Source organism: Paenibacillus sp. FSL R5-0473, from assembly GCF_038004565.1.
Classification (GTDB): Bacteria; Bacillota; Bacilli; order Paenibacillales; family Paenibacillaceae; genus Paenibacillus; species Paenibacillus amylolyticus.
The window spans coordinates 2,007,125-2,032,600 of record NZ_JBBORL010000001.1; the positions used below are offsets into that span (position 1 = coordinate 2,007,125).

24 protein-coding genes and 1 riboswitch are annotated in these 25,476 nt (G+C 43.3%); of the genes, 19 read left to right on the plus strand and 5 right to left on the minus strand.

The annotated features are described in order from the left end of the window. Positions 1-112 precede the first annotated feature (112 nt). The 4 genes from MKY28_RS08820 to MKY28_RS08835 all read right to left on the minus strand — a co-directional run bounded on the left by MKY28_RS08820 (position 113) and on the right by MKY28_RS08835 (position 4,538). Complete coding sequence (locus MKY28_RS08820; protein WP_076317642.1) at positions 113-721, minus strand: DUF1989 domain-containing protein; 609 nt, start codon at positions 719-721, stop codon at positions 113-115. 135 nt (positions 722-856) lie between these two features. Continuing rightward, positions 857-2,353, minus strand: a complete 1,497-nt coding sequence (locus MKY28_RS08825; protein ID WP_340935686.1) for an amidase — start codon at positions 2,351-2,353, stop codon at positions 857-859. Between the two features lie 321 nt (positions 2,354-2,674). After that, positions 2,675-3,655 carry a DMT family transporter gene (locus tag MKY28_RS08830; RefSeq protein WP_340935688.1) on the minus strand — a complete coding sequence of 327 codons (981 nt, stop codon included), beginning with the start codon at positions 3,653-3,655 and terminating at the stop codon, positions 2,675-2,677. A gap of 144 nt (positions 3,656-3,799) precedes the next feature. Continuing rightward, a riboswitch (FMN riboswitch) is annotated at positions 3,800-3,953 on the minus strand. Positions 3,954-4,037: 84 nt separating this feature from the next. Further along, entirely contained in the window at positions 4,038-4,538 is a 501-nt protein-coding gene (locus MKY28_RS08835; RefSeq protein ID WP_100527414.1) for a DinB family protein, read from the minus strand. Positions 4,539-4,681: 143 nt separating this feature from the next. Between MKY28_RS08835 and MKY28_RS08840 the strand changes: the two genes are divergently transcribed. From MKY28_RS08840 to MKY28_RS08860, 5 genes are all read left to right on the plus strand, one after another. After that, complete coding sequence (locus MKY28_RS08840) at positions 4,682-5,227, plus strand: CGNR zinc finger domain-containing protein (protein ID WP_340935689.1); 546 nt, start codon at positions 4,682-4,684, stop codon at positions 5,225-5,227. A 111-nt stretch (positions 5,228-5,338) separates the two neighbouring features. Beyond that, positions 5,339-6,718, plus strand: a complete 1,380-nt coding sequence (locus tag MKY28_RS08845; protein ID WP_340935690.1) for an amidohydrolase family protein — start codon at positions 5,339-5,341, stop codon at positions 6,716-6,718. 520 nt (positions 6,719-7,238) lie between these two features. After that, the gene (locus MKY28_RS08850) at positions 7,239-8,675 is read left to right on the plus strand and encodes an amino acid permease (RefSeq protein WP_340935691.1); all 1,437 of its coding nucleotides are present in this window, start codon (positions 7,239-7,241) and stop codon (positions 8,673-8,675) included. A gap of 243 nt (positions 8,676-8,918) precedes the next feature. Next, the gene (locus tag MKY28_RS08855; RefSeq protein WP_340935692.1) at positions 8,919-9,998 is read left to right on the plus strand and encodes a hypothetical protein; all 1,080 of its coding nucleotides are present in this window, start codon (positions 8,919-8,921) and stop codon (positions 9,996-9,998) included. Positions 9,999-10,045: 47 nt separating this feature from the next. After that, positions 10,046-10,966, plus strand: coding sequence for a tyrosine-type recombinase/integrase (locus MKY28_RS08860; RefSeq protein ID WP_047843346.1), 921 nt, complete (start codon positions 10,046-10,048; stop codon positions 10,964-10,966). Positions 10,967-11,239: 273 nt separating this feature from the next. On the opposite strand, the gene MKY28_RS08865 is transcribed toward MKY28_RS08860, so the two are convergent. Next, positions 11,240-12,169, minus strand: coding sequence for an L-lactate dehydrogenase (locus MKY28_RS08865; RefSeq protein WP_076217081.1), 930 nt, complete (start codon positions 12,167-12,169; stop codon positions 11,240-11,242). A gap of 305 nt (positions 12,170-12,474) precedes the next feature. Here MKY28_RS08865 and MKY28_RS08870 point away from each other — a divergent pair, with 305 nt between their 5' ends. The 14 genes from MKY28_RS08870 to MKY28_RS08935 all read left to right on the plus strand — a co-directional run bounded on the left by MKY28_RS08870 (position 12,475) and on the right by MKY28_RS08935 (position 25,327). Continuing rightward, positions 12,475-13,749 (plus strand): WD40/YVTN/BNR-like repeat-containing protein, encoded by a 1,275-nt coding sequence (locus tag MKY28_RS08870; RefSeq protein ID WP_340935693.1) that lies wholly within the window; start codon positions 12,475-12,477, stop codon positions 13,747-13,749. 147 nt (positions 13,750-13,896) lie between these two features. Then, positions 13,897-14,106 carry a hypothetical protein gene (locus MKY28_RS08875; RefSeq protein WP_340935694.1) on the plus strand — a complete coding sequence of 70 codons (210 nt, stop codon included), beginning with the start codon at positions 13,897-13,899 and terminating at the stop codon, positions 14,104-14,106. Between the two features lie 458 nt (positions 14,107-14,564). Beyond that, complete coding sequence (locus MKY28_RS08880) at positions 14,565-15,599, plus strand: hypothetical protein (protein ID WP_340029205.1); 1,035 nt, start codon at positions 14,565-14,567, stop codon at positions 15,597-15,599. A gap of 38 nt (positions 15,600-15,637) precedes the next feature. Beyond that, the gene (locus MKY28_RS08885; protein WP_340935698.1) at positions 15,638-17,461 is read left to right on the plus strand and encodes a serine hydrolase domain-containing protein; all 1,824 of its coding nucleotides are present in this window, start codon (positions 15,638-15,640) and stop codon (positions 17,459-17,461) included. 61 nt (positions 17,462-17,522) lie between these two features. Further along, complete coding sequence (locus MKY28_RS08890; protein ID WP_340935699.1) at positions 17,523-18,302, plus strand: phosphotransferase family protein; 780 nt, start codon at positions 17,523-17,525, stop codon at positions 18,300-18,302. A gap of 57 nt (positions 18,303-18,359) precedes the next feature. After that, the gene (locus MKY28_RS08895; protein ID WP_340017656.1) at positions 18,360-18,785 is read left to right on the plus strand and encodes an NUDIX hydrolase; all 426 of its coding nucleotides are present in this window, start codon (positions 18,360-18,362) and stop codon (positions 18,783-18,785) included. Between the two features lie 241 nt (positions 18,786-19,026). After that, positions 19,027-19,773: a class I SAM-dependent methyltransferase gene (locus tag MKY28_RS08900; protein ID WP_340937875.1), complete on the plus strand. Its 747-nt coding sequence runs from the start codon at positions 19,027-19,029 to the stop codon at positions 19,771-19,773. 143 nt (positions 19,774-19,916) lie between these two features. Further along, positions 19,917-20,411 carry an AAA family ATPase gene (locus MKY28_RS08905; protein ID WP_340935701.1) on the plus strand — a complete coding sequence of 165 codons (495 nt, stop codon included), beginning with the start codon at positions 19,917-19,919 and terminating at the stop codon, positions 20,409-20,411. A gap of 44 nt (positions 20,412-20,455) precedes the next feature. Further along, a complete protein-coding gene (locus MKY28_RS08910; RefSeq protein ID WP_340017653.1) occupies positions 20,456-20,998 on the plus strand; it encodes a GNAT family N-acetyltransferase in 543 nt (180 codons plus the stop codon). Between the two features lie 42 nt (positions 20,999-21,040). Next, positions 21,041-21,634: a C39 family peptidase gene (locus MKY28_RS08915; protein ID WP_340935704.1), complete on the plus strand. Its 594-nt coding sequence runs from the start codon at positions 21,041-21,043 to the stop codon at positions 21,632-21,634. Between the two features lie 317 nt (positions 21,635-21,951). Further along, on the plus strand, positions 21,952-23,010 hold the full coding sequence (locus MKY28_RS08920; protein WP_340935705.1) for a collagen-like protein: 1,059 nt from the start codon (positions 21,952-21,954) through the stop codon (positions 23,008-23,010). 252 nt (positions 23,011-23,262) lie between these two features. Beyond that, positions 23,263-23,832, plus strand: a complete 570-nt coding sequence (locus tag MKY28_RS08925; protein WP_340029212.1) for a hypothetical protein — start codon at positions 23,263-23,265, stop codon at positions 23,830-23,832. Positions 23,833-24,037: 205 nt separating this feature from the next. Next, positions 24,038-24,430 carry a DUF2500 domain-containing protein gene (locus MKY28_RS08930; RefSeq protein WP_017688132.1) on the plus strand — a complete coding sequence of 131 codons (393 nt, stop codon included), beginning with the start codon at positions 24,038-24,040 and terminating at the stop codon, positions 24,428-24,430. A 147-nt stretch (positions 24,431-24,577) separates the two neighbouring features. After that, positions 24,578-25,327, plus strand: a complete 750-nt coding sequence (locus MKY28_RS08935; RefSeq protein WP_017688133.1) for a glucose 1-dehydrogenase — start codon at positions 24,578-24,580, stop codon at positions 25,325-25,327. The last annotated feature ends 149 nt before the right edge of the window (positions 25,328-25,476 follow it).

Below are 25,476 nucleotides of genomic sequence, written 5' to 3' on the forward strand. Positions count from 1 at the left end.
ATGAATTGTACCAGTCGTCACAGAAAATGGGTACAAGTCATCGTATTCCCGCAAGGAGTGAAATAGAACAAACTACTTTTATCTCATACTGCGTCAAGGCCTTGTTATTCTGTTAAAGTTCCACATCCAATTGAATTGGGGTGCAGTTGTATCCGTTGCATGAGCTTTCTTCACAAGGACAGGCGGAGAGCCCAATTGTGAGATCCATTAATGCCTCCATCTCGATATAATCACCTGCACGAGAGTCGGGAGCTACAACATCAATCTTGCCTTCACTGTCTACAACGGACTTCATAAACAGGTTGAATGGATAGTGTTGATCCGGCGGTAAGATTCCGAAGGGTTCTAGTGCCGTGTTCAAGTTGTGATAACAACTGGCATGATCCTTTTTGTCGTATAACACCTCATACATCTCTGGTCGACAAGCGGAGTTAAAGAAATCATGTACCCCAACGGTGTCACGGACAATCTTGAGTAAGGGTTGATATTGATTGGAATACACAAATTGTCCTGGTTTAATGCGATAAGTACGCAATACGTCCATTGTCACGCCGGGGTCCAAGCGATGGTTAGCATCCATAGCATCGTATGCCACAAAATCAATGACTTGCTGTCCCTCCAGATCCGTTATGCGTAGTAAAGAACCCTTGCTTACTTTCAGGGCATATCCCGTTTTGGCTGGGATACGATAAGACTGTTTATGGCGCTGATTCGTATTCATCCGTCACATTCCTCCGCTACTTTTTGCTTTCAGTATGCGGAGCAGATGAAGCTTTCATGCACTGTTATGGCGCCGTACTCTACTCAGGCAGGAACATCCAATGGTGAATTTAAACACAAACCACATTATATGCCTTTATGCTGGGAACAGTGGATTACCTCTCATTCCGATCCAGAGGTCTGATTGTTCAAGCTGTCCAGCCAGATGTAATAACCAATCTTCGCGTCCCTTGGTTGCCATCACTTGAACACCCATTGGCAAACCTTCAGGTGTCATATGCAGAGGTACACTTATCGCAGGCTGACCTGTCAGATTTGCAAGCTGGGTGAACGGTGTATACGTAAGACTTGGCTCAAACATTTCATAGATGAGTTGCTGCTGCTGTGTCTTGTCCAATTCACTAATTCGCATCAGATTACGGATCTGTTCGTCATGAGGCGTTAATTCACCAATCTTAGGCGCAGGAAAAGCATTAACAGGTGTGACGTAGAAGTCATAACGCTCAAACAAGGTGGACATCTGAGCTGCAGCTACATCCCATTCTGCTAAGCTATGTACAAACTCCGCAGCGGACACCTTTTTGCCTGCTTCAGCCAGAACCCAAGATTCAATCTCCATATCATCGGAGGTCAGAGCCCGGCCCATGGATCGTTCCATGGAAGAGATCATCGCGGCCATCTCACCACTGTTCATCATGTAATAGTTCTCCATCAACCGAACTCCATTGACTGGACTAAGTTTTTCTTCAACATGATGACCTTGATCTTCCAACCAGCGAACGAGTTTGTATACAGACTCTTTGGCTTCTGCGCTGACAGGTGTACCCACTGGAGAATCCGTTGTGTATGCAATGTTCAGTTTACGTTGATGTGGATAGCTCATATCAGTCAAGTAACTGCCTGGAAAGAGTGGAGCATGGAACGCAGCTTCGGGCTGAATGACTTGTAACGTATCAAGCAATGCAGCACTGTCCCGAACCGAGCGAGAAAGGGCAAAATCAATCGATGCGCCTTGCCATTGACGACCAACTCCCGGTCCTACAGGTGTGCGCCCGCGGGTTGGCTTTAACCCAAACAATCCGCTAAAGGAAGCCGGGATACGAATCGAACCTCCTCCGTCACTGGCTCCGGCAAGAGGAACAATACCTGAAGCTACAGCGGCAGCGGCACCACCACTTGAACCACCCGGGGTGTGATTGATATTCCATGGATTGCGAGTGGGACCATGAAGACGGGGCTCGGAAATATTTTTCAAACCAAATTCAGGCGTATTGGTATGTCCTATGAAAATAAAGCCTGCATCACGGAGTCGAGTGACAAAATTGGAATTGCGTAATGCACGATGCTCGCTGAACAAACGGGAGCCTGAAGTCAGAAATTCACCTTCCAAGGATTGCGAGATATCTTTCAGGAGCAGGGGAACACCGGCAAAAGGTTGTTCTCCAGGTCGAACCAAACCGGCTTCCTCCCGTGCACGAGATTCATATGTACGAATAACCGCATTAAGTTGCGGATTCACTTCTTCAAGGCGTGCTAACGCCGCTTCAAGCATTTCAACCGGGGATACTTCCCGGGATCGGATCAGTTCAGCCAAACCTACGGCGTCGTAGGAGGTATATGAGAATGAAGACATTATGATCGTTCCTCTCTGAATATATTTCATCTGTTTATTCCATATGTCATCGTACCACCGGATTAGACAAAAGACAAAAGATAGAAGAGACATAGTGCGATGATATGCATACTCGTTATGAGGTTGGAGGGAAAAGAGGGGGATTTTCATTTGCGAAATAGAGATAAAGCAAAGGGTTAATAGCTCATATTGCTAATTGAGAAAATGATCGAGTAATATCGAGTCATGGAAATAAAAAACCACTGCTCATCTAATTTGATGTGCAATGGTTTTATTTTATATTTGACTATTTGTTTATATGTGAACCTCAGATATATCCACTTACTCTGTACGCAGCTTCGGTGCAGCATCGGCCGCATTTGATGATCTTTCCTGCTGTCTGGAAATGGCGAAGAGGGCCACCCAGATCAGAATAAAACCAAGCAGTTGCTCCCATGTAATCAGTGTACGGAAAGCAATCCAGTTCACCAACACACCTGCCATCGGGAAGCTAAGTTCTGCGAGTGTTGCAACAGAGGCTTTGGTTGACGACAGACCTTTGTAATACAACAGAAGACTGAGCAAACCTGGTAACAATGCCTGACCGAGAATGTTGAGGATGACAGCAGTCTGTTCACCCGTTCCGGACGGAAACGTCCATGCCGCACCTTCGTTCCACGTCATAAAGATCAGGAGCGGGAGAGCAACGACAAAGCGAAGGGAGGTGACCGTTTCATAACGCGCCTGACCCAGCATCAATCGTCCCATAACGGTTGAACCTCCCCATAAGGCAGCGGCCCCAAGGGATAACAAGCTTCCAGCATGAATCCAGTTGTCCCAGTTACCTAATGGCAATGTGAAGCCAAATGTAAGCAGGTACGTTCCTGCTAATGCAATGAAGAACAATCCACCGAAGCGACGTGGCAACGTTTCTTTTAATAACAGTTTAGCCAGCACGATAGCGAAGAGTGGTTGCATTTTTTGCAATAAAAGCACCGTATTCGGATCGTTATGTGTTAGTGCCATGGTGAACAATACCGTTGCGAGTGCTGATCCTCCCCATGAGATAAAAATCACGGCAATCCAGTGGCGAGCGCGCAGGTTTTTTAGGTCAGACCGGAATTTCCACAGCACGGGAATGGCAATAAGACTGACGATGATATGTTCCACCAGTACAATCTGCGTGGATGTCATCGTGTTTAGCAAAATAATTCGGAAGAGTGGGTCGACCCCCCATAAGGCGGCGCCGAGAACTACAAGCCAGAATCCGGTATTACTTCGTTCCTTGCGGTAAACAGGTGATGCTGCTGATGTCTTTTCCATATTCAGGACTCCTTCGTCAGAACACGGAATCTTCAGTTGGCAAAATCGACAAAAGCCCCCGTTTTGGTATATACCAAATAAACGGGGGCTCATCCAAGGACATGCGTCAGGAAAGAGGCCTTCCCGTGAACGGCATGTCAATGTGTTGATCTTCTCTCATCCGGACTGTACCGTCGGCCTTGGATTCACACCAAGTCAGTCGCTGAATGTCCTTCGTTAAGAACAATTAGCGAGTCGCGGGCTGGTTCCGAAGAACATCACCGCCGGTTGGGAATTGCACCCTACCCCGAAGATCCTATTCAATTATATAGTGTGTTGAACAAGCTGTAACATTAATAAGTTCATCTTATTCCTGTAAGCGCTAGCAGTTCAAGCATTTTTTTTAGAAAACGATTTTCCAGCTTCCTTGCTGTCTGCGAAGGAGCACGATCTGACCTGCGTGATACGCATCATGGAGTACCCAGCGAGCCAGTTCGTGTGCCCATTTCTCTTCAGAGTCCATATATGCGGCTTCAAGATCTGACTCTTGTAGTGCAGCCAATTGATCTCGCAACTGCTGGGCTAATCGAGTTGTACCCTGCATCAGTGTATTCCAACCAGCTGCGTCCGTTGCATCTCCAGGATTCCCAAATGTGTATTCATTGGAGTCTACAGCAGGAAGGGTAGGCTCCTTACCTTGCATGCGACATAATAAGCGATGGTTGTAATAATACATATGGTTAACCAACTGCCAGATGCTTAATCCTCCTGAGGGTGGAATCCAGGCTGCTTGTTCTGCTGTAAGACCCTCCAAGGATTTCGACAAAGGTACAATCCAATTACATTGATCCCAAGTATCATCCTTTTGAATAAGTAACACATCTAGTGCTGTTGTTTTTGTCATTGCCTTTTCCTCCTTGCGTATAATTGTGATAGGTGATGTAACTAGCTAAAACTGATTAATGAGGTTACACTTAATATAACACGTCAAAGATGAGTTGTAACCTTCTTTATTTAATTAGATGGTTACATGAACGGGGGATATATATGGACAGGTTATGGACCGATTTTGTAAACAGCGATTATCACGACTGGCGTGGGGGAGATCGATCGGAGGACAGACTTGGGAAGGCGAACTGGCAGCAAGATTTTCTGGAACGATGGCAACTTAAAGCTTCTGTCCCTGCATCTCCAGAAGAGGAGTTGTCGATGAGAAATTTCAGGAATGAATTGATAGCTCTTGGAGCCCGCTTATCTTCTGGAGCATCATTAACGGATATAGAAAAACAATGGTTGAACGGCGTTATGCAAGCAGGGCATGTGAGAAGAATATTGATTGATCAGGAACTGAAACTCCAACTGGTAGCTGTAGAAGCACATTGGAGTCAGGTTATGGCTGAGGTAGCTGCTGACTTTGCTTTGACTTTGGTAGAGGGAGAAGGCGGCAGGATCCGGATCTGTGATAATTCGGATTGTCGCTGGATGTTCTATGATGATACCCGAAGCAGAACACAGAAGTACTGTGATGATAAGATGTGTGGAAATCTGATGAAGGTCAGAAGATTTCGGGCGAAACGTAAATCCCAAAATTGATAAATACTAACAATAACTATATAATGTATATATACTAGCGAAAAAATAGTCAGAAGTAGTACAGATTCGTAAGCAGGATGTGATCGTCTTTCAAACCAAAATAGATGGGAGATGTTTCTTGTGCGGACAAGTTATCTGTTGAAAAATGGCTGTGTGTTGTCGATGGATGCTAAAATTGGACAGTATAAGAGGGCGGACGTTCTGATTCAGGATTCACTGATCATGGCGGTTCAGCCCGACCTGGATATTCCGGATGCGGAGATCATTGATGCTTCATCGATGATTATTATGCCTGGGCTGGTGGACACGCATCGGCATATGTGGGAATCACTTGTCAAAACAGCGGGAACCAACTGGTCGTTACCAGTTTATTTGCAAAATCTCTATTATGGTGCGATGGGAAGCAAGCTCCGCCCACAAGATAGTTATATTGCCAACCTGCTCGGTTCCTTGGAAGCGCTTAACGCAGGAGTGACGACAGTAATGGATTGGAGCATGCCATATTCCCCTGATCATACGGATGAATTGATTCGTGGACTTCAGGATGCTGGCATTCGGGCGGTATTTGCTCACGGAGTACCTGGTGAGACGGACTACTGGAATCGGGATAGTCAACTCACGTATTCGAATAATGATGTCAGAAGAGTCAAAGAACGTTATTTTTCATCACGGGATCAATTACTTACTTATGGGCTTGCCATTCGTGGTCCGGAGTTCAGTCATTGGGATACAACCGTGAAAGAGATCGAACTAGCACAGGAGCTGGATGCGATCTGTTCCATGCATGCCGGATTTGGCAGTTGGGGATCTGTGGATCGCTCGATTAGTCACTTGTACGAAGCTGGACTCTTAAGTCCACGGGTGAATATCGTTCATGGTAACACCATGGGCATGGATGAATACAAAATGCTGGCAGATAGCGGCGCTTCCTTGTCGGTCACACCTGAGGTTGAAATGATGATGGGTCATGGATATCCGGCCACCGGCAATTTTCTTGAACATGGGGGAACACCTACACTTGGTGTAGATGTAGTGACGTCTACAGGCGGAGATATGTTCTCGCAGATGAAGTTTGCACTTCAAGCTGAACGATCCAGAGCCAATGAACAACTTTTGCAGCAGGGTGAGATGCCTGGTGAGTTGAACTTGCAGTCCAGCCAAGTGCTGAGATTTGCAACTTCAGCTGGTGCCCAGGCATTGGGATTGGAGCAGAAGGTAGGAACGCTGACCCCAGGGAAGGAAGCGGATCTGATCATGATTCGCACCACCGATCTGAATATGTTCCCCGTTCATGATCCAATCGGCGCTGTTGTGCAATTTGCCAATCCATCCAACGTGGATACGGTCTTTGTGGCAGGTAGACTCGTGAAGCGAGAGGGTAAGCTGTTGAATGTTGATCTGGATGCGATTCGTCATGCGGCGATGCAGAGCAAAGATTATTTGTTAACCCAATACAGGATGTCAGATGCAGAGAGAATTGCTTTCTCATAATTTACTTTTTCATAAAAAGCTGAAATGAAGTCAGTTCGTATTTTTATATACACCTCTACCTATAGTAAGAAATAAAGGGCCGCATAACGCTATGTGGCTCTTTTACATGCCTTCATATCGTGGAATTAGACAGGATAAGGTAGGAAGATACAGCGGAAAAAGACGAAAAGAGCTCTCTTTTTCTTAACTTCAGATAACAAGAGATATAAGATGTTTTTCGTGTGAAATTAAGCTCATAAAAACTGCGCATAATATAAATTATACGCAGTTTTGTTTTAAATCCATTTTCATATTCATCCACGTGCAACAGATCATGATAAATTTCGCGGAAAAAGAACAAAATAAGTGATCTTCAAAAATAAATTTAACCAAGCAACGCGATAACGTGTAGAATTCGATAGGTTTTTATAGGTGATCGATAAGATAGAACAAATGACTTTTTCATAGAACAGATGGGAAGCCATCCAATTGCTGCTACATCCATAGCACATTCAAGATTCATGACGAGAGGAACATGACTATGCGTGAGAACAAACAACGATCTTCATTATTTCGCAAAAAACCAATTGCCTCGGACGGCGATAACAGCAGTGCATTGAAAAGGGCGCTCGGTCCGTTGGACTTAACCACACTTGGGGTGGGTGCCATTATCGGCACAGGGATTTTTGTGTTGACTGGTGTAGCTGCCGCAACGTATGCCGGCCCGGGTCTTGTACTGTCATTTTTGTTGGCAGGTATCATATGTGCATTCGCGGCATTATGTTACTCGGAATTTGCATCAAGCATACCGGCATCGGGTAGTGCGTACACGTATAGTTATACGGCTTTTGGCGAAGTGATTGCCTGGATTTTGGGATGGGATCTGATATTGGAGTATGGATTCGCAAGTGCGGCGGTAGCCAGTGGGTGGTCAGGATATTTCCAGACGTTATTGTCCGGATTCGGATTGGAGTTACCTCATGCGCTTACGAGTGCGTTCAGCCCGGAAAAAGGGACTTATTTTGACATCACGGCTGCGGTCATTACGTTAATCATCACCTTCCTGCTCACCCGAGGAGTGAAGGAGGCGGCTCGTGCGAACGGTATCATGGTAGCGATTAAAATTATCGTGGTGCTGATCTTTATTGGTGTAGGTGTTTTCTATGTAGAGCCAACCAACTGGCAGCCATTTTTGCCTTTTGGTATCTCAGGTGTAACAGCTGGAGCAGCGACGGTATTTTTTGCCTACATCGGATTTGATGCGGTCTCTACAGCGGCGGAAGAAGTTAAGCAGCCACAACGGGATTTGCCGATTGGAATTATTGCGTCACTGGCAATCTGTACCGTTCTCTACATTGTTGTATCGTTGATCCTCACAGGGATTGTGCCTTATAACATGTTGAATGTAAGTGATCCAGTTGCGTTTGCATTTGAATATGTCCAATTGAAGGGATTGTCCTGGATTGTATCTCTTGGAGCGATTGCCGGCATTACGACCGTATTGCTGGTCATGATGTATGGTCAGACACGTCTGCTCTATTCCATGTCTCGTGACGGACTGCTGTCTCCGGTCTTTTCCAAAGTTAGTGGCAAGAGTCAGACACCAGCGGTAGGAACATGGGTTGCAGGCATTATCGTGGCTCTGTTCTCCGGGTTCATCTCGTTGGGACATTTGGCGGAGCTTACGAACATCGGAACATTGTTTGCTTTTGCAGTTGTAAGTCTGGGCATTATTGTGTTGCGTAAAAATAACCCTGATCTTAAACGCGGATTCCGCGTTCCTCTTGTGCCACTGATTCCGATTCTGAGTGCCTTGGGTTGTGTATACTTAATGACACGCCTTGCAGCGCTGACATGGATTACGTTTTTTGTTTGGTTGATCATTGGATTGATCATCTACTTTGCCTATGGACGGCATTACAGTCATCTGAATCCGGCACGCCGGATCTCGAGTGCTTTGAGAGCAAAGGATAAATAGATTAGTCGAGAACATCTTCATTTTTCCTCATTTCGTATCGCTTAGGCGAAGCGGGATGGGGATTTTTTTATCTAGAAAGATAAAGGATGATAACAGCAGGGGAAGGTTGGGATTTTCTTCATATATGGGTAAGTAATAAGGGACGTGACGAACTTAATCACGGGGGCGGGGTTGCGGCTAAGCCAAATATGAAATATATTTGGGGATGTGACATGCCATCAGACATAAGAGAGGGGATGTATCATGAACACACCATTACATACGAATTCAGATCATCAAAAAGCAGCTTTTGGATTTGCACTAGCTGACTCATCTGTACTTGCAGAGGCGCAATTAATTGTTTCACAATTAGGACGTGAAGACGGATTGCAGTTGGATATTGATCCGCAGCGCCTTCTGAAGGATGGACGTAAGGTATCTGTCATTGCACAACAGTTGGATTCACCCGTCAATCGTCAGGATGCCAATATAATCTATGGTCAGGAGCTAGCATACATGCAGTATGCTGTTAACCTGAAACCGGATAGCACAATCTCCATTGCTTCTATTGAGGGGGTTGAACAGCCTGTTGATCTGGGTTGGTCAGCATTTGTAGAAGGGGAATACGAACTTCGAATCTCCCTGCATATGAAAACACCTCGTATTGCTGAAGGTGCACTCGAACCTGAACAACTTGCAATGGTTAAGTATGCGCAAGTTATCACCGTATATACATCGCTTTTCCCGGCAGAAGCAGCGTCGTTGAATTCACCATCTCAAGCTGTGTGGAGCAGAAACCATCATGTGTTTGACTCCTATGGCAGAGGGGGATTTATTCTCGCTGACCTGCCTCGACTCGTTGAACGTTTAGAGGAACTGATGGGACCGGGTAACCATAATCTGATCGAACAATTTGCTGAAGGAAACTTGTCGGATACTTTGCTGGATGAGGGGCTTATGGCGATTGCCTGGGGCGTGACTCCGTGGTGTTATTCACTCTATTCTGCACCAGATGAGCAGTCTGCTGGAATACTTGCTGTGGACAAGCTGGGCGATGAACCTGAACGGCAAGGGATCTACCGTATTGATCCGTCCATTCAGCAATTAAGTATCGTACCTGCGAATGAGCTGGCTTATTGGCCTGCCTGTGTGCAGAATGATTGGCCTGTTATTGATGTGGCGGGTGAAGGCGAGACATTGCATATGGATCTGTATACTCAGATCTGTGAATCCGTGAATGGGCTGCACGAGAATCCATTGCCATCGTTTGTACTTACCCGTAGTCAAGGCAAACCCGAAGTGATCATTCCGCTAATTGACGTTGTCATTGTGGATGAAGCCTAGGGGCTCTGTTCAACTTATAAAGAACCGAATTGAGGTGACGTAGACAGATGATGACCGAGGAGATTCAGGAGCAATATGCGGACGAGCTAGAAGCTTTTCACATATGGATGAAGGACGCCGGATATACAGGCCATACAGTAAAATCATACACAGGTGACGTGGTGGAATTCCTGGTCTCCATTCAAGGAAAGTCACTGGAGCAGGTCAAAAAGCTGCATGTGCTGTCTTTTCTGTCCCGTGCCCGGGAGCGTGGGGTTAGTGATGCCACGAGAAATCGCAAACATGCGGCGGTGAACTGTTTTTACAAGTCCCTCATTGAACTCGAATTGTTAACCAATAATCCGGCGTTTGGGATCAAAAAATCCAAAACCGAGAAAAACCGTGCGCCCGTTTTCCTTGATGAAAGTGGGCTGACACGTTTCCTGGAGTCGGTAGAAGGCAAGTATCGCACACGTAATCTGGCTGTTTTTCTACTGATGGGATATATGGGATTACGGGTTGGAGAAGTGCATGCGTTGGATTGCAAAGACTATAATGCGGAGCGGCGTACATTAGATGTATTTGGTAAAGGCCGTAAATGGCGCTCACTCCCTGTACCGGAGACTGTGGCAAAAGTATTATCTCAAGCGATGGCTGAGCGTCTCGATCCTTGGCGGCCAAAAGAGGAAGCACTATTTGTCTCGCAAAAAGGGAAGAGACTGTCGATTCGCAGCATCCAGCTCATATCTACGGAAACCTTTGAACGCTTCCAGCAGGAATCACCAGCCAATCAACGTCAAAACTACTCCAGTCATAAGCTGCGTCACTCGTTCGCGACCATGATGTTACGGCGTGGAGCCGACTTGCGTACGGTACAGGAACTGCTTGGTCATGCATCGATTCAAACAACAACCGTGTACACACACGTCACCAGTAGGGAGAAAGAAGAGGCTATGGCTCTGCTGGACGTAAAACTTCCGACATATTAGAAGAAAAAAGCCAATATTTAATCCAAAAAGGAGTCTGTCCAAGTGACAGGCTTTTTTTGTTATTGATTTGATGGGCGGATATTTAAACATAATTAATATTATGTAAACTAATATCTGATATCTAAATAGTTATATAAATAGAAGTCAAACCAAAGAACCGTTCGCTTCTTCTCTCTGGAAGAAACAAATGGTCCTTTTGGCTAGCATAGATTTCTTAATTCACACCGTTTAACATGCTAAATCGTTCACGATATGAATGATTGCGTTGCTTGATTATTCCAATCCAGCGATCTGTTCTTTTAATTTGTTAGCAGATGCCTGGAAAGCCACTTTCTCGGATTCATTCAGCGGAAGAGGCAGAATTTCTCGCACACCGTTGCGATCGACAACACATGGAACACCCAGATAAACATCCGATACACCATTGTAATCTTCAAGGTAAGTGGATACGTTCAGAACGGAGCCTTCGTTGCCGAGAATTGCAGCTACAATGCGGTCCAGAGCAAGTGCGATTGCATAGGAAGTCGCTCCTTTGGCATTAATAATCTCATACGCTGCATTTTTGGTACGGTCGAAGATATCCTGTTGTGTTTCTTCATCCAATTCCAGATCTGTTCCTGCAACGTTAGCCAGGCTCCATACCGGTACTTCGGAATCTCCATGCTCACCAATAATGTGTGCGTGAATACTACGCGGGTCGATCCCTTTATTTTTACCAATCAGGTAACGGAAACGTGCGCTATCGAGCAATGTACCTGAACCGATGACACGGGAAGCAGGCCATCCACTTTGTTTCCATGAAGTATAGGACAGAATATCTACAGGATTGGTTGCAATCAGCAAAATACCATGAGAATTCACTTCAGTAATGCGCTCAATAATATCTTTGAAAATGCTTGCATTTTTCTTCAGCAGATCAATCCGGGTTTCGCCCGGCTTCTGGGAAGCACCGGCTGTAATAATAATGATATCTGCATCTTTGCAGTCGGAATAATCGCCAGCCCATACTTTCACGCCTCCCGTAAATGGAAGACCGTGGTTCATATCCAGCATTTCGCCGGTTGCCTTATCATGATTCACATCCACAAATACCAACTCGGACGAACGCTGTCTCAACATTAGCGTGTATCCCGTTGTTGTTCCCACCGCACCCATGCCTACAATCACGACACGACTGGGTTTCAGAGCTGCACTATTTGTCATGTTCATATCATCTCCTTTTTGGGTTATACTCCCATCCATATTAAGGGATTAGAGAATATAAAGCGAGTGTTGTCTATAAAATAGTTCACATTTCATGTCTTTTTACCAATTATTCCGTCGAAAAACAGTTTAGGATGAAATTAATGGTAACTGGAAAAAGGGAGTGGCCAGCCCATACGTAGCCAATGAGCCTTTTACATAAGGTTTGTGGTAGAATAGGAGCAGTGGATTCTGATGAATCGTAAATAAAACGCCATAGGACAGGCATGCGCGCCTGTATATTGGATGAGAGAGGTGGAACCCACTTGCGTTTGCAATGGATTAAAATCGCGCAGACAGCATTGCTGTCTATAGGTATAGCAGCCTTATTGGCTGCATGCACCGACTCAGATCCTCCGGAAGCAGAACCTCCGCAGCAGCAGGAGGATGCCGGGAATACAGGGCAGACATTAACCGTCGTTCCCCCTGTCAACAGTACAGAATCTGCGGATAACGCCAAGTACCAAATACAGACCCGTTTGACCGATTTTCAGTTGCTCAATGACAACGGAGGATTGGCGTGGGGTGTGACACGGAATGCGCTGCGCCTGTACTACACTCAGGATCAGGGAAAGACCTGGACCAATATTTCACCTTCGGAAAATGTACAGTTTCCGGCTAACCCTAAATATGGACAAAGCATTTATTTTGTAGATCGTGCACATGGTTGGATTGTTCGTGAAGGCATGGGTGGAACAGATACCATGGTGCTTCGCACCAACAATGGAGGCGTAACTTGGAGCCTGTCTTCTCTGTCCAAGACGGATAAAGTGACTGCGATCTCATTTGTATCTCCTGAAAAAGGCTGGATTCTCACTACGGTCGATACCGCTATTGGTAAACAGGACAAGAAACTTTACTTCACCGAGGACGGTGGAATTACCTGGAATCGGATGTCTTCCAGTGATGAAGATGGCAAACAGGAAGCAGAAGAGATTTCCAAACGTGGATACACCACGGGCATGACTTTCTCGGATCCAAAGCATGGTTTCTTAACAGCGCTGGAGTTCGGCACACCGAAGTTGTATGTAACATCAGACGGCGGAGAGAACTGGAATACTGGACCATCCTTCTTTGATCGAAACAAATTCAACGGGTGTGGTAATTTCAGTGTTAGTTCACCACAATTTTTTGGACGTGAAGCGCAGTCAGCCTGGATGTCAATGTCCTGTTCTCAAGGGGAGAGCACAACATTCAATGGATTCTTTACCACCGATGGCGGTAAGAGCTGGAAGCTGTCCAATTTCACTTTAAACAAACAAACAGGTGCGAATCGTAACCTTTCACCAGTATTTCTGAACGCATCTGAAGGTTGGGCGATGCAAAAGGGCATAACCTACCACACCAAGGATGCGGGCAAAACGTGGAGCGCTCTTCCTGCAAGCAGTGTACTGGAGAAAATTCTCGAAGATTATCCGGAGATTGTGAAGATGCAGATGGTTAGCCCCAAGCTTGGCTGGATATTGGTTGAAAATACAGATGCCAAAAGATCATTGTTATTGCAAACGGTAGATGGCGGTGTACATTGGAAAGTACTTTAAACTAAAGTGTTATCGATGTGAATAGATAGGAGAAAGGAGAGGAGCCTACGGGTTCCTTTTCTTTTTTTGCTTAGTTTGTGAAATAAATCACAAATAAATCCACTAGAAGGTGATATATTTAACTCAACAAGAGAAGGAGTGATGAAGATGAGAACCAACGGTCAAACTCAAATCACGCAGGCGGATGAATTAACCAGATATATGCTTCAATTATGCTACACATGTGACGATGCGAATCGTTGTACGACAGAGGAAGCGGTGAAGGCTTGCATGGCAGAACACGCACAAGTAGACCAACCCGAACAAGCCGAAGGTGAAGATGTAACTCGCGGGTATATGGATCTGATGTACGCTTAGGCTAATCATTCACAGAGAACGCTCCTGCGGGAGGGTTCTTTTTGATTTGGAGAGAAATGTATGCGCTTTTAAATTCACTTCGCAAATATTGCAGCATGGGTTATTATAGAAATAATTAAGGTAAATTACTCAAAATGTGGAATTGTTTATTGACTCTTAGTTTGGAGGAAAGTGACATGGATAAACGTAGTATTCATTAAACCAATGGCTTGTTTTGGGATACCAAAGGACAACTTTTGTCATCCACAAATGTGTTGCTGCAGAAGAGGATAGACTTGTTATTAAAAAATGTTACTTTGATAATTGATGCAACTGTAAAATGATGATTTTGCTAATAAAGCAAAGATGCTCCCTGTAATCTTTGTGATAAAGGCACGAAAACTATAGGGGCATGAAGTTAGTATAAATGAATTGAATCTACTTGGAATTGAATTTACGAATTAAAAGGAGAAATTAACTTGCATAGATTATCCTCAGAAAATTCCGGACTTATTGTTTCTGCTCATTTTGATACATTACCTGCGTTAAATTCTTTTTATATTGATTTTGAGGATGGAGAAACAATTAATGTAGAAGATGGGTACGCTACCAAGCAAAAGCGCTTATTTCGGGTTCATCATAAAGATGTGGATAACATGATTTCAAGTGTAGGTGAAAGTAATTTTTTTTCATTACATCGCGTGTTCCTAAGCTACTATGAAGCGCACTCTAAATTAGGACACCTTTGGAGTCATCAGGTTACTAAAGAAGTTGTACAAAAGGGGGAGCATATTAATATAAGCGACATAGAGAATGTGCTAGAAACGAAAGATGTTCAAATCGCTGATTCAAGAGCTTTGAAGTATGCAAATCATATCATGAACAAAGGAAAAGAACATTACGTAGAAGCAAATTCATTTCAAGAGTATTTATGGGCAATTCAGATGACCGAGCTTCTTCGAACATATAATTTGTCCGCATTTGAAAAAGTTACGAACAATAATAAAGACATATTCAATAGTTCTTATCTGTTTAAGGGTGCAATAGTAAAAAAAGAAATTAGCGTAGTACTGTATGAATGGGCTAACTTATATAGTTACACACAATCTGATTTTATTAAAAGGCTAAGCAATATTCTAGAGACCATAAATATGGATATAACTCGAAACAAAAGCTTATATGATAAAAAGTCTATCAGACCTGAAGTAAACCATTTGGTATATTCGCTAGATAAACAAATTCATAGTAATTCTCATTATAAGGGGTGCTTCTTTGGTATGTTTAATGCTTCTGATTTATTTGGCCCTTATTCACGTCACAGCAGTCACCAAATCAAAAGTATTAACGGAATAAACACACAAGAAAATGTTAGTTGTAAAGATATTGTTACAGATTGGAGAAAAAACGGCATATTTCCGACCGATCAGCAGTTTACTAAGTTATTCAAGCTTTGGTACTTCATCACTTCTTACTTGGTAATTAACTGGTTGAGACTTCCTCATTTCAACAAATGAATTAAGCGCTATTTAATCCATAGAACTAACACTCTACAATGAATAAAAAATTTGAAGGAGAGTGGCTAATTAAGATTAATCGAAGATATTACTATGTTAATAAAGTAATCGCTTGTGTTCTGATACTTGCATTCATCATTACGACATGTGCGGTACCTGTAAACGCTGAGGTAGAGAATGTGGAGACAACGCCCTCCAGGATTGCGTTGTCTTCGCTAGAGGAAACAATAGATTCATATGTGGCTACTAATCAGAAGAATACCGCTGCCGTTTCGGTTGTAGCTATCAAGAACGGTGAGACTATTGTGAATAAGGCCTATGGATACGCAGATATTGAGCAACAGAGAAAAGCAGACACCTCTACTGTGTTTGAATGGGGTTCAACTTCTAAACTATTGGTTTGGACGAGTGTTATGCAGCTTGTAGAACAGGGAAAGCTTGATTTGGATACCGATATTCAGGACTATTTGCCGGAAGGATTTCTAAAGAATCTTGAATACGATGCTCCCATTACCCTAATGAACCTTATGCATCATAACGCAGGATGGGAGGATAGATTGATCGATTTATGGTATTCATCCGAGAGTGATATTGTGGAATTAGGTGAAGCTTTACAAAAATTTGAACCGAGGCAGATCGATAAACCTGTGAGTGTCGTTGCTTATTCAAACTATGGTACGGCTATGGCTGCTTACATCGTTGAATTACAAAGCGGACAACCCTTTTACAAATATGTCAACGAACATATATTTAAACCGCTGAATATGAAAGACACTTCGATTCACCCGTCACAGTATGATAATTTAAACGTCTTGAAACGAAGAAACGAGATTCAGGGGTACACTACGAATCTGAAACTCATCTCTAAGAATAGAGCATACATAAGCTTGTACCCTGCGGGGGGCGCCATGGGCACAGCAGAGGATGCAGCTAGATTTCTTGCAGCCTTAATGCCGGTGGATCGTAGTAATTTATTATTTGCGAACAATGACACCTTAGACGAGATGCTGTCAACAAGTCTATATTACGATGGGACTTCAACTCCACGAATTGCACATGGCTTCTTTGAAGTGGAATACTGGGTGCCTGCACTGGAACACGCTGGAAGTACGGCGGGATTTTCAAGTAAATTTGTTTTTGACCCGGAATCTAATTTTGGGTTAGTAGTCATGACAAACCAGTCAAATGAAATGGCTTATAACGTTGGTCTTGTCCAGAAGGTGTATGGAAGTAGTTTCAGCACGAATTCAGTTGAATCTGAGAGTGGAGGATATTATCTGCCTGCGCGACGGGTCGTTTCCGGTTTTACAAAGGCATATTCGATGTTAAGTCTGCAGAAGTATACAACATTTGAGCTTAGTAACTTTGCAAATGTTGTTGAGAGTAACGGTGCTATTGAGAAGGCCTCCATTCCTTATAATGACTTTTTGCCCGTATCCAACTTAACGATAAACTTGATCAAAGCATCTTTTATTGCTCTTGCAATTGCGATCCTGCTCAGTTTGAGAGCGATAATTGGCTATTTTATTCGGTTATCCAAATACAAATTAAACAACTGGGAAAGACCCGGTACAGGGTTCGATAAATATCATATTGTCATTAATATCGCCAGTCTGGCATTCATTTTGAATACGATCCTATTGTTCATGCGCGCCTTAGGCTTCTCCCCCTATTCTTCATTGCGCATACATCTCATCTTGAACCTGGTTTATGTGATTCTAGCTGTGGTGTATCTTGTCTTGTTGTTCTACAAACTGCTGAAAAGAAGCTATAGTAAAAAGCAAAAGGCGGTATACATCATGTCTGGCATGTCGGCTTTCCTATTTGCTGCTTTTATTATGGGATGGGATTTGTACTTTTAGAGCTTAATTATCGACGAGAACATGATCAGAAAGAGCATGAGATAGTAGAAAGGATGAAACTATGAATATTCAGGATCTCCCAATTGAAATAAAAGAACATATAGGGGAAGTCCAGAAAATCACTTTTCCTAAGCAAGGTCATACTTCTACTGTGGCTATACTGGATACGTTTGATCAAAAGTACATCATCAAGAAGACAGAAAACGATCTTTATAATGAATGGTTATCCGATGAATATAAGGTGCTCCAATACCTTTACCATACGGGACTCCCTGTTCCAAAGGTATATTCATTTCATACTGAGAACACATCGAGATGGCTTCTGATGGATTATATTGATGGAATAAGTTTAAGAGAATTTCTCTCTAAGATGCCTGACCTCCAAAGTAAAGAAAAAGCGATTTTTAACTTTGGGCTTTGTTTAAAGAAAATACATGAATGCTCTTGTCCTGTTGAATTATTGAACAATGACAGTCCTTGGTTAGATACAATGCTTAATAAAGCAGAATATAATCTAACTCACTTTGCTGTAGACGGATCAGCAGAGCTACTTCAACAGTTGAAAGAAGCAAGACCAAAACCAATAGAGAACACTTTCATCCATGGAGATTTTACTATAGATAATGTGCTAGTTAATGATTGCAATATTGTTGGAGTTATTGACTGGGCAGGAGCAGCTTATGGCGATCCAAGATATGATGTAGCATTAGCCATTAGACCGAAACAGAACGCGTTTGATAATGAAAGAGATAGAGAAATATTTTATAACGGGTATGGAAAGTTAAGAATAACGGATGAAGAATATAATTATTTTGAAGATGGGATATATAACTTCTTTTAGTCTGGCTATAAATTGTTCTTCAAACGTATATTAATCTCTCTAGAAGGAGTCGAATAAATGAGCCCTCCAAAACATATCTTATCTGCCGCTGCAATCGTGATCAACGAACAAAATGAATTATTACTTATTAGAGGACCACGAAGAGGATGGGAAATGCCAGGTGGTCAAGTGGAAGAAGGAGAATCTCTAAGTCAAGCTGCGATCAGAGAAACGAAAGAGGAGTCCGGAATCGACATTGAAATTATCAAATTCTGTGGAATATTTCAAAATATCGAGAATTCAATATGTAACACATTATTTCTAGCCAAACCAATAGGAGGAGAATTAATCACATCAACGGAGAGTTTAGAGTCTGGTTTCTTTCCGATCGAAGAAGCCATTTTAAAAGTCGAATGGAAAAACTTCAGAGAAAGAATAGAGTATTGCTTAAACCCTGAGATGCAACCTTTTTGCATTGAGTTCAGCGATAAGAATAATATTTAAAAGTTTCTGAGAAGGAAGTTCAATCATTGAAACGAGTCGATGTAAATCGTTGGAGGGAGAGAATAGATATCAAGACCAGACGAAATCTCTGAGATTGCATGGTTGGATATAACACAGGCAGATGAGCTTATGCCATACTACAAGAATGGCTTTAAAAGCTTACTTAATGGCAATGAGATTACAAATTTCAACGAAGGTAACAAGTAATGTTCTGAATGTAGTGTATAAAGGAGGCTATCAGATGAACAAGTACAGTGTTTATGAAACAAACAGCTTTTATTGGGATACAAAAGGGAATGACTTTTTGAGTGCAATCGTGCTTCCACATTATGGAGCATTTATCACAGAAGAAAAACACCAACTTTTTGGTGATGTCTCAGGATTAAAGATGTTAGAGGTGGGCTGTGGAAATGGTCAATCCTTGCAGTATCATGGAGACCGCAAAGCAGGTGAACTGTGGGGTATGGATATATCCCAGAAACAGATAGAAAAGACACAACAACACTTGAGAACATACGGAATTCCTGCAACATTGATATGTTCACCCATGGAAGAGGAATGTGGGATTCCTATTAATTATTTTGACGCTGTGTATTCGATTTATGCCATAGGTTGGACAACCGATCTTGAAGGTACTTTCAGCCGAATCGCTTCTTATTTAAAGAAAGATGGCATTTTTATTTTCAGCTGGTCTCATCCAATAAACAGATGTGTTGTTGAAGAAAATTATAGATTTGTCTTCAATAAGCCATATTCTGATGAATCTTGGTATGCGGTATCTCCTGATTATTGTCAGGGTGAATTAACCTTGGCTGATCGTCAACTATCAACCTATGTCAATGCGTTAGCGAAAGCGGGATTTGTCATTGAACAAATGATAGAAGAATCCGATGAGGATATCATGCAATTACATAATAATAGCGATAGTCTCCTTAAAAGAGCAAAGATGTTACCTGTATCCTTTGTGATTAAAGCAAGAAAACGGTGATTAACTGAAATGAATCGGAAAGTGGGCTATGTTTAAATATCAAATGGATACTGCTACCTATGTATCGCTATTATTTATGGGTTGAAAGCAGATCAATGGAGAACGTAATAAATCAAATTTTATTTTAACTAAAGGAGCGAGTTATGAGAAGATTACCGCTTTTTATAGTGACAGGCGCAAGTGGGACAGGAAAAACAACGATCTCTTCGCTTGTTCGCAAGCAACTTCCCGAATTTGACGTCTTTGATATGGATATCATCGATAACGTGGATTGGCAGATTGCCAAAGAGAATTGGTTGAGGATTGCGTATAACATATCGCTAAGTGGACGAGGGACTGTTTTATGTGGAACGATGGTTCCGGAAAACATTGCATCGTCGGATTACATAGATCGATTTGATCGAATTTTATATATGAACTTGCATTGTGACGATGTTACTCGCGAGACGCGTTTAAGAGCCCGTGGGTGGGACGAGAACCTGGTTGAAGATCACAAGAATTTTGCCAATTGGTTACTCCAGAATTCGGAAACTGCGTTTGACCCGCCAATGCAAACAGTTGATACGACAGAACTTACAGCAGTGGAAGTAGCTGAACAAATTAAAGAATGGGTTTTAAAGAACTTGTGTGTTGAATGAACATTTAAAATAACCTAATAGTTAGATTGAGTGGGAGGAACAGGATGCTGCCTTTTCAAGTGAATGAATCTATTGTATTAAAGCTGATCCAATCTCGAGATAGAGATGAGTTATATGCATTAATTGATGAGAATAGAAAGTACTTGAGAGCGTGGTTACTCTGGGTTGATAAACGACAATCGCCCAGCGATTTAGATTCTGTAATAGAAGTATGGACACATAATTATGAAGAGAGGAACGGTTTTGATTCCGGAATATGGTTGAATGAACAATTGGTCGGGATGTTAGGATTGCATTATATTGATTGGAATAATCGAGCAACGAGCATTGGATATTTTTTAGCTGAGTCAGCACAGGGCAAAGGGATCATTACCAAATCAATAGAACAATTGCTTAAACACCTTTTTAACGAGTTGAAGTTAAATCGTGTAATCATTCAATGTGCAGAAAGCAACTTTAAAAGCAGGGCTATACCTGAGAAAATCGGATTTACAAATGAAGGTACATCCAGAGAAGCACAATGGGTCTACGATCATTATGAGAATATTGTGACGTATAGTCTGCTGTCTAGTGAATGGCATACTTAAACGGTAGAGTACATCGTCTGATGAGACGAAGGAGGTCACGTATTGTTTCTCAATGTATTACTTTGGTTGATTATTCTCTGGGTGATCTCCCTTTATTTCAGTTTTCCTAAGAAAGATCGCATGTACACAGTCAATGTGCCAAGCACATATTACATTCAATCTTCAAATCGGTTGGATATGCAGAAAAACTACGAATGCGCTGCATTTTCCAGTGCGTTTGTCTTGAGACATTTCGGTTTGGAGTCCAACGGAACAAAGCTATATGAAACCTATCCTCGCAAATTACTGGATGGGACGGTGTATCCCAAAGCGGTCGTTGTTTTTTTCAGAAAACTAGGATATCAGGCAATGTACTTACGAGGAAATGTGAATACGTTGAAGAAACAGATCAGCCAAGGGGTGCCTGTTATTTTATTTATTAGAGTACATCCCAAACAACGTTATTTGCATTTTGTTCCCGTCGTTGGTTATGATGAAACGCATTTTTACTTGGCAGAATCGTTAGACCACAAGATTAATTGTGATGAAGAATATTACAATCGAAAAATCAGCATAAGTGAACTCAACATGTTATGGAGGTCGTGGTTACCTTTTTCTCAAAACTCCTATATCGTCGTACACCCGATGCAGATTTAAGACGGCTCTCTTTCAAGGGGCATGATATATTAGCTTTAAACGAACTAATCTGCTTTATTCGGAACGTCTGCGTGGTTAAACTAAGCAACTCATGCCCAAATGGCATGAGTTTTTTTTGAACAAATATCGCTACGTAAACCAGCTCGCCTCAATTAATGGTTATGAACAATTTAGATCAACCGTATGGGCGGTGTGATATCCATTTTATTGTTTTTTCTGGGAATTAGCTGAGTTTTTAACTAAAATGGTTGTTCGTCCACGCACCTTTTCATCTACATACGTACATTAAACTATGTCTGTAGGGAGGTGTCCGCACTGTGAGTCATTCAGAAGTGAAGAAACGTATGAAGAGAAAAAAGGCAACATTCCATCCGTGTAAAGTTAAAAGAAAAGAACGCCGATTGAAAGTGGTCAAAAAGTTCGTTCGAGTAAAATGTCCGCCTCCAGAAGTGAACATATCTACACCTACTGTTGTTGGCCCAACAGGACCACAAGGTATACAAGGCGTACAGGGCGTACAAGGTATTCCAGGTAAACAAGGGGTTGAAGGGCCACCTGGAGCTCAAGGACCAGCGGGGGGGCCACCTGGACCACAAGGGCCTCAGGGACAGCCAGGTCCTGCTGGAGCGATAGGCTCTCAAGGTCCGGTCGGACCTGCTGGACCTATGGGAGCACAGGGGATTCCGGGAGAAGCAGGGGCCGTAGGGCCACAAGGTCCGCAAGGTAATCCAGGACCTGCCGGAGCAATTGGACCTCAAGGTTTTCCTGGAGCTGTTGGGCCGACGGGTGCGACAGGAACAGCAGGTACAACAGGAGCGGTAGGCCCTGCCGGAGCAGTGGGCTCGACAGGACCAGCAGGTGCAACGGGAGCAGTAGGCCTGACAGGTGCGACTGGAGTAGCTGGTCCCGCTGGTGCCGCAGGAGTTACAGGTGCGACAGGAGCAGCTGGAGGCGTACTGGGGTTCGCTGACTTTTTCGCGCTGATGCCACCTGATAATGCTGCAACGGTTGCTCCAGGTGCAGATGTTAACTTCCCTCAAGATGGTCCAACAAGTGGAACGACGATCTCTCGCACGGGTCCTAGTTCATTCAATCTGGCAGCCATTGGTACGTATTTAGTTATGTTCCAGGGGAGTATGAATGAAGCTGGGCAACTTATGTTAACACTCAATGGTGCTGATCTTTTCAATTCAGTAGTGGGACGGGCAACAGGTACAAGTCAGATGCCAGGAATGGCTCTCGTGCAAACAACAGTAATAAATTCAATTCTAACCGTACGAAATCCAGCAGGTAATTCCACTGCATTAACCATGACGCCTCTTGCAGGCGGAACAAGACCTGTATCGGCACATCTTGTGATCACACAAATAGCGTGAATCCGTTAAGAGGCTAGCAAACTCTCCTCAACTTTATTAAATATGCATCCATAATGGTAATACGGGTTTGCTTGAACTGAGATAGCAGTGCTTTATCTGAGGCTGTTATCTCAGTTGGAGCGGATAATGGTACAGGAGTAACTACATATCGGATACCCTTTTTGTTTGCGAGGAATGGTGAAAACGTCACTACTAATTATTTTTTCAGTTGATAATATGATAAAATATTGGAAAAACATCAGAGGTGAGTACATGAAGAATGGACACTGGAGAAAAATTACATGGGTTGTATCGGCATTATTATTAATCATGATCACGGCTTGCAGCAATAGCAAATTCAATCCAAACGAATTTTCAGAACAGGATCTGGCTGTGACGAAGACCGACAGTGAGGATAAGATTACGTATGGAATGAGTCAGGAAGAGACGGAGAAAATCCTCGGTGAGGGAACATCAACCGGTGTGGGTCAATCCTATCAATACAATAACGGAATCACGATTGGTTATAGGGATGCCCAAGTCGTTAGTATCATCTTGAATAAGGACTCGAAAGGGTACTTTAAGACGGCTCGCGGGGCAGAGGCGGGGATGACACATCAAGAGATTCTCGATCTGTATGGCAAGGAACATGTTTTGGTCGAATCTGAACGTAATATCGATTATGCCTATCATATTCAGAAGGAAACATTCCTGGATGAGAAGTCGCTACAAGCGGAAAAAGATGATCTGGCTATCTATCGTGCATCGTTTATGCTGACAAAAGAGGGACAGGTCAATCAGGTTATATTGTTGGATCATCGATTTGCAACAACCTTTAAGTAAAACATGGCTGCTAGTTAAGCAAGGTATTAGATAATGAAATAGTACTTATTTATGAAGCAACCCTTCGGTATTCTGCCGGAGGGTTTTTCCCTTCACACCGTTCGATTTCAATCCGGATAACAAGTTCCTTGTTTACGTGCATATACATTACAGGAGACGGGTCAAGACTCCGGCTGTCCTAAGTTGTATGAACGGAGGGAGAGACATGGGCATTGAATCATCCTGGATGTTTGATTTGTTTGGAACCGTCTTTCCGGTTGTATTTGTTCTGATTATAGGTATAGTCCTTCTGTCGATGGGAAAGGAGGTATGGAGGTGGGGACGCAACAACTCGGAGCCGCTATTGACCGTGCCTTCACGTATCACCAGCAGACGGATGAAGATGAGTCAGTCGCAATCTGAACCGGGTAGTACAGCACGAACGTTATACTACGTCACCTTTGAAGTAGAAAGTGGAGATCGGCTCGAATTCAAAGTCAATGGCGAAGAGTATGGTTTGTGCGCTGAGGGGGATGAAGGACGGCTCTCGTTCAAAGGAACGCGTTATGTAGGCTTCGAGCGATATAATCGCGTATATTCTGAACGCCTACGGGGTTAAACTGAGCAGCTTGCGCCAGAATGGCGTGAGCTTTTTTTGATTATTTACTGGACAAGCGTTTCTTAATGGGCCTAACGTGTTTTTATATAAGAAGAGGCTTAATGAGATTGTGATCAAAGGATCATTACCATAGAGGAGGCAATCAATATGTCATTTACAGATCAGGTCGTTGTTGTAACCGGTGCCGCTCAGGGAATAGGACGAAGTGTGGCTGAGGCTTATGCAGTCGCTGGAGCCAAAGTTGTACTTGCTGACTACAAGGAGGCGGAGGGTGCGGCAGCTGCAGCTTCCATTCGTAATGAAGGCGGAGAAGCCATCTTTGTGCAATGTGATGTTCGGAGCGAGCAGGATATTACGAATCTTTTTCGGACAACCGTGGAAGAATTCAAACAAATTGATGTTCTGGTGAATAATGCAGGACTCGCCAAGTGGAAGTCACCCTATGAGCTGACGCTGGAAGAATGGGACGATGTACTCAATACCAATGTGAGAAGTTGCTTTTTGGCGAGTCGGGAAGCAGCCAAACATATGAAAAGCAATGAACATGGAGGTGCCATTATCAACATGGCTTCTACCCGTGCGCTGATGTCTGAACCAGATACCGAAGCTTATGCCGCATCCAAAGGAGCGATTGTAGCTCTGACGCATGCGCTGGCGGTCTCACTGGGCAAGGACCAAATTCGGGTCAATTGTATCAGTCCGGGATGGATTGAGACAGGTGACGTGGAGAAATTGAAAAAGGAGGATCACGAACAGCATCCCTCCGGTCGTGTGGGTGTTCCTTCGGATATCTCCCGTGCTTGTTTATATTTGTCTGATCCAAGCAATACCTTTGTCACAGGGACCAACCTCGTTATTGATGGAGGCATGACCCGAAAAATGATATATGAGGACTAGAACCGGGATTGAACCGGGCGAGCCCTAAGCTGTCCCAACTTCAGAGTGATAAGCCCAAGTTAAGCACTTGGGCTTATTTGTTTTTAATAACTCGGTTGCTATAATAAATGTGATTTTACAACAGTAGAGGAATGGAGGGAGTATATGTT